General features: G+C 49.4%; 5 protein-coding genes and 1 pseudogene. 1 reads left to right on the plus strand and 5 read right to left on the minus strand.

The genetic code is table 11. From position 1 onward, the window contains the following. The 3 genes and pseudogenes from L691_RS0126740 to L691_RS0126750 form a co-directional block, all read right to left on the minus strand. Positions 1-664: pseudogene (locus L691_RS0126740) on the minus strand (metallophosphoesterase); the annotation flags it as partial. Between the two features lie 188 nt (positions 665-852). After that, positions 853-1,572, minus strand: a complete 720-nt coding sequence (locus L691_RS0126745; protein WP_332256487.1) for an SDR family oxidoreductase — start codon at positions 1,570-1,572, stop codon at positions 853-855. A 22-nt stretch (positions 1,573-1,594) separates the two neighbouring features. Next, complete coding sequence (locus L691_RS0126750; RefSeq protein ID WP_025693258.1) at positions 1,595-2,146, minus strand: NAD(P)H-dependent oxidoreductase; 552 nt, start codon at positions 2,144-2,146, stop codon at positions 1,595-1,597. 163 nt (positions 2,147-2,309) lie between these two features. Between L691_RS0126750 and L691_RS0126755 the strand changes: the two genes are divergently transcribed. Next, the gene (locus tag L691_RS0126755) at positions 2,310-2,648 is read left to right on the plus strand and encodes a winged helix-turn-helix transcriptional regulator (RefSeq protein WP_025693259.1); all 339 of its coding nucleotides are present in this window, start codon (positions 2,310-2,312) and stop codon (positions 2,646-2,648) included. Between the two features lie 113 nt (positions 2,649-2,761). Here the strand turns inward: L691_RS0126755 and L691_RS0126760 are convergent, their stop codons facing one another. Together L691_RS0126760 and L691_RS0126765 are read right to left on the minus strand one after the other, a co-directional pair. Further along, on the minus strand, positions 2,762-3,172 hold the full coding sequence (locus tag L691_RS0126760) for a bacteriohemerythrin (protein ID WP_025693260.1): 411 nt from the start codon (positions 3,170-3,172) through the stop codon (positions 2,762-2,764). Positions 3,173-3,283: 111 nt separating this feature from the next. Beyond that, entirely contained in the window at positions 3,284-4,510 is a 1,227-nt protein-coding gene (locus tag L691_RS0126765) for an MFS transporter (RefSeq protein WP_025693261.1), read from the minus strand. Positions 4,511-4,573 lie beyond the last annotated feature (63 nt).

Genomic DNA, 4,573 nt, shown 5'->3' on the forward strand with positions numbered 1-4,573 from the left:
CGAACACGCCGTAACGGCCCTTCAGCTTGCCCAGCTGCTCGCTCATCCAGTGGCGGACGAACGGCTCCACGCTGTCATCTAGAACATCCCCCGCAAGCAAAACGATGTCCGGCTGCATCGCATTCATCCGGTCAACCATTTTCTTCAGATGCCGGTTGCCGACAATGTCGCCGAGATGAAGGTCGGATGCGACGGCGATCGTGAGATCTCTCTCAAACTGCTTGGGAAGCCCAAGCGTATGAACGCGCAGAACCGTGCTCCACGCATTCCGGGAGCCCCACACGATAAATAACGCCAGCAGCGCCACAATTGCCGCGCCCGCTTCGGACACATAACCGGAAACATCGACGCCAGCAAGGGATAAAATCCAGTAGAGCAAATCAGCCACGGGCAATAGAATGATAGCAAACTGCATCAGAGCCAGATAATACGAGCCGATGACCTTAAGAAATCTGGCGAGCGGCTTGAGGACAGGCGGCAGGGGAGCTCTGCAAAGAATATATGCTAGAGCGATGACCCAGAAGACCGGCCAGAACACTGCCTGACTCATCCCGGGAAGCCAATTCCGTAAAAGCAGCCACGCATGATAGCCGATATAGAAATTGACCAGGATGAGCAGCAGTACGCCTCCAGCAATGGAAAGGATCATTCTTATTCTCTTCATTCCTATGTCTCCTTTGCTTATATTTCTCTGTGCGGGTATATAGAATATCATCCTTTATTATAATACTAAATGCATTTATGCCCAATATTACGTGTGACTTCACGGTTTGTAAACATCCAAAATAAAGGAAGCCGCTCCTCTTTCCCGTAGGAGAGAAGAACGGCTTCCCTGTTCTTGCTGCCAAGCACTTAAATTAAAATATGTCCGCCTTCCGTGTGAAGGACAGTTCCGGTCACAAAACCATTTTGCAGCAGGTAGAGTACGCTTTGTGCGACATCCTCCACTTTGCCCACCCGCTTAACCGGGAGTTTGCCTGCTACCGCAGCGTAGAAATCATTGCGTGCGTCTTCAGCCATTTTGCTTCGTGACGGCGTATCGATAATACCCGGCGAGACGATATTCACACGGATTGGAGCAAGTTCCAAAGCCAAGGTTTGGCCAAGACTCGACACCGCCGCGTTGACTGCGCCCAGTACAGACGATCCAACCATCGATTTATAGGCGACTACGCCGGAGAACAACGTAATTGAACCATTCGCTGCAATATTCGGCGCCCCGTATTTTGCGGCATAGTATTGACCCCAAAATTTGTTCTCGAATAACTGACGGGCTTGCGCGGTATCCGTGTGCAGGAAGGACCCGCCGGATGTTTCCGCAGCGCTGACGACAAGATGATCGAACGTGCCGATTTTTTCAAAAAAAGCTTGCACCTGCTGTTCATCCGTCGTATCCAGCGTATAAGCCGCCGCCTTGGCTCCCAGTTGTTCTTTCGCCTTCTGCAGTTTGTCTTCCGAGCGGCTGGCAATGATCACTTCTGCTCCAAGAGCAATTGCTTGTCTAGCGGTTTCCAGGCCAATGCCGGAGCTTCCGCCGATAATTACGATTTTTTGATTTTGCAGCATAAGAATTCCTCCTATTTTATGAGATATATTAGTAATTCAGCACTTCATTTAAATGCGTACCCAGTTCGGATACGAATTTGTCCAGCTTCGGATTTTTGATGACATCGTAGCAAGCGAAGCTCTTCAAAGGCTGCATGCCGAGAAATTCCTGCACACGGTGCAAATGAGCGAGCGCTCCTTCCAAGCTGTCCCCTTTAAAGAACTGCGTCGGATCGTTAAATGCTTTTTCCGGGGCATTCCAAGTTGCCGAGAACATATATTTCTTGCCGGTTAATAGTCCCCCTCTTCCATACTCTTCCGCACCCTTGAAAAATACGCCGTATTCATACACTTCATCCATATACGTCTTGAGCAGTCCGGGAACACTGAACCAATAAATCGGTGTTTGGTAAATGACTACATCCGCCCAAAGAAATTTCTTATGCTCTTCTGGGATGTTGTATCCGTCTTGAATCGTTGTGGTTTGCACTTGATTCTTTTCACTTAAATAACTCACCATGCTATCCACCAATGTCTGATTCAATTTCCCCTCTGCTGAACCATATTTTTGGTGACCGTTAATGATAAGTATATTTTTCATTTTCTCCATCTCCTTATTGGTATATCTTGACCACAACGATATTATATATGCAGTAAATTCATTTATGGAAGTAGTGATATTTAATTCATATAGTTTCCGAAAGTATATTATTGTGATATGATAAGCTATATCAAGTCAAAAATAGGTTTGGGAGGATGCTTGGATGAGTAATGTCGAACCGATCGTTCTGACCAAAGGAACACCGGGTGAGCCTTGCCCCATTGCCAAAACGCTGGACGTCATTGGGACGAAATGGACTTTTTTAATTATTCGGGATCTGCTTATCGAAGGAACGATGCGTTTCAGCGACCTGCTGAGATCCATGGATGGGATTAGTCCGAAGACCCTGTCGCTTCGTCTTAAAGAATTGGAGGACCATGGGGTATTGGAAAGAACGGTATATCCGGAGGTTCCTCCGCGTGTAGAATATACATTAACGGAGAAAGGGAAACGGCTTGAGGGAATATTTATTGAATTAAAGAGATTTGGGTTGCATTTGTAAAAAAACAAGCCAACCGGAAGGTTCCCGCTGACCTCAGTATAAAAAAAACGGCAGTTCAGGACGCAATCGCCGCCCCGGCTGCCGCTTCTTGCTATGTTGCTATGTACCAGATGCTACGCTTTCGCACGCTGTTCGGCCATGTAATCCCCAATCAGCTTGTCGCATTTGTTAATATGAGTAATCAGCCAGTCCGTCAAAGTGCGGTTCAGCTTGATGGTAGTCAGAACAGAGACACCTTTGGTCTGGATTGCTTCTTCCAGCTCAAGAACCGTCTTGACGAAATCGGCATGCTCTTTCTGGTGCTCAGCTAATTCCGGAAAGTGGATGTCATTCATCAATTCTTCTTCACTGCCAAAATGCTCAATCGTATAGTCCTTTAAAAACTTGAGTGTCTCTTCGATCTTCTCGCGCCCTTGCTGATTCGAGCAGGCATCAAAGAACTCGTTCAGCTTGACCAGCAGCTGTCTGTGCTGACAATCGATTTTCTCAACGCCAATTTCGTATGATTCCCGCCAGGCTATCATGTCCGCATCGCTTCCTTCTGCCATAAAATTCGACTATTCTTCTCTTTATTCTCTCTCTTTCGACTGGAAAAAACAGTTAACCACATCACACGACAAAAAAAGCCTGATTTCTCAGGATTCAATGGCAGTAGATGATTTACGCATATTTATCACTCTAATAGCCAGCAACGAGGCGAACAGGCACAGAAAGCCTGCGGTCATGAAAGGAACCGTGTAACTGCCGAGCCATTGTCTCATCACGCCTGCGCCGTAAGCGGCTGCTGAAGCGCCGAGCTGGTGAGCGACCAAAATCCAGCCGAATACCATCCCCGCTTTCTCTCTGCCAAAATGATCGGCGGTTATTTTGACGGTCGGCGGCACGGTTGCGATCCAATCCAGCCCGTAGAATACGGCAAATACCAGCAGAAGCGTATAACCCCCGTTCAATGCGTAGGGCAGGAAGATAAGCGACAATCCCCGAAGGCCATAATACCAGAACAGCAGCCATCTGCTGTCAAACCGATCGGACAGCCAGCCCGACAGCGTCGTACCGACCATATCGAACATTCCCATCAGGGCGAGCAGCCCCGCAGCCGTCACAACCGGGATGCCAAAGTCGCCGCAGGCCGGAATCAGATGCGTGCCGATAAGACCGTTGGTCGAGAATCCGCAGAAGAAAAAAGTGCCTGCCAGCAGCCAAAAAGTGCCGCTCTTCACCGCATCCTTCAGCGCAAGCAGCGGAGCAAGAAACAGATTGCCGTAGAGCGGTGCAGGCGGAACGATCTCCGTCTCTCCAAGCGGAGGAGCACCGGCATTGTAAGGATGATCTTTCATCCAAACCGCCACGATGGGAATCAGCACGATCAACACCGCGATGGTTGTGTAAATGGAAAAACGCCAGCCGAGCCCAACCGAGATCTTCGCCAGAAGAGGCAGGAACAGCAGCTGCCCCGTCGCCGCGCTGGCCGTAAGAATGCCAACAACAAGCCCTCTGTGCTTCACGAACCAACGCCCTGCCACCGTAACGCCCAGCACGTTAGCCAATGCCCCTGTGGCCAGGCCTATGACAACACCCCAAAGCGCGATGAACTGCCAGAGCTCCGTCATGAACGACGTTAACGCTAAGCTGGCCGTCAGCAAGCTAAGTGTCAGCAGCATGATGCGGCGAACGCCAAAGCGGGCCATCAGCGAAGCGGAGAAAGGTCCCATCAACCCGTACAAAAATATACGGATGGACAACGCGCCGGACACCGCGGAGCGGCTCCAGCCGAATTCTTTTTCAAACTGCAGCATCAATACGCTAGGAATCGAACTAATGCCCGCCGATACCAGCAATACGAAAAAAACGATCGACACCACAGTCCACCCATAATACCACCGGGGAGCTTTATCTAAAAAGCCGAGAAGACTCCTTCCTCTACA

It is taken from the genome of Paenibacillus zanthoxyli JH29, from assembly GCF_000520715.1.
Taxonomy (GTDB): domain Bacteria; phylum Bacillota; class Bacilli; order Paenibacillales; family Paenibacillaceae; genus Paenibacillus_AQ; species Paenibacillus_AQ zanthoxyli.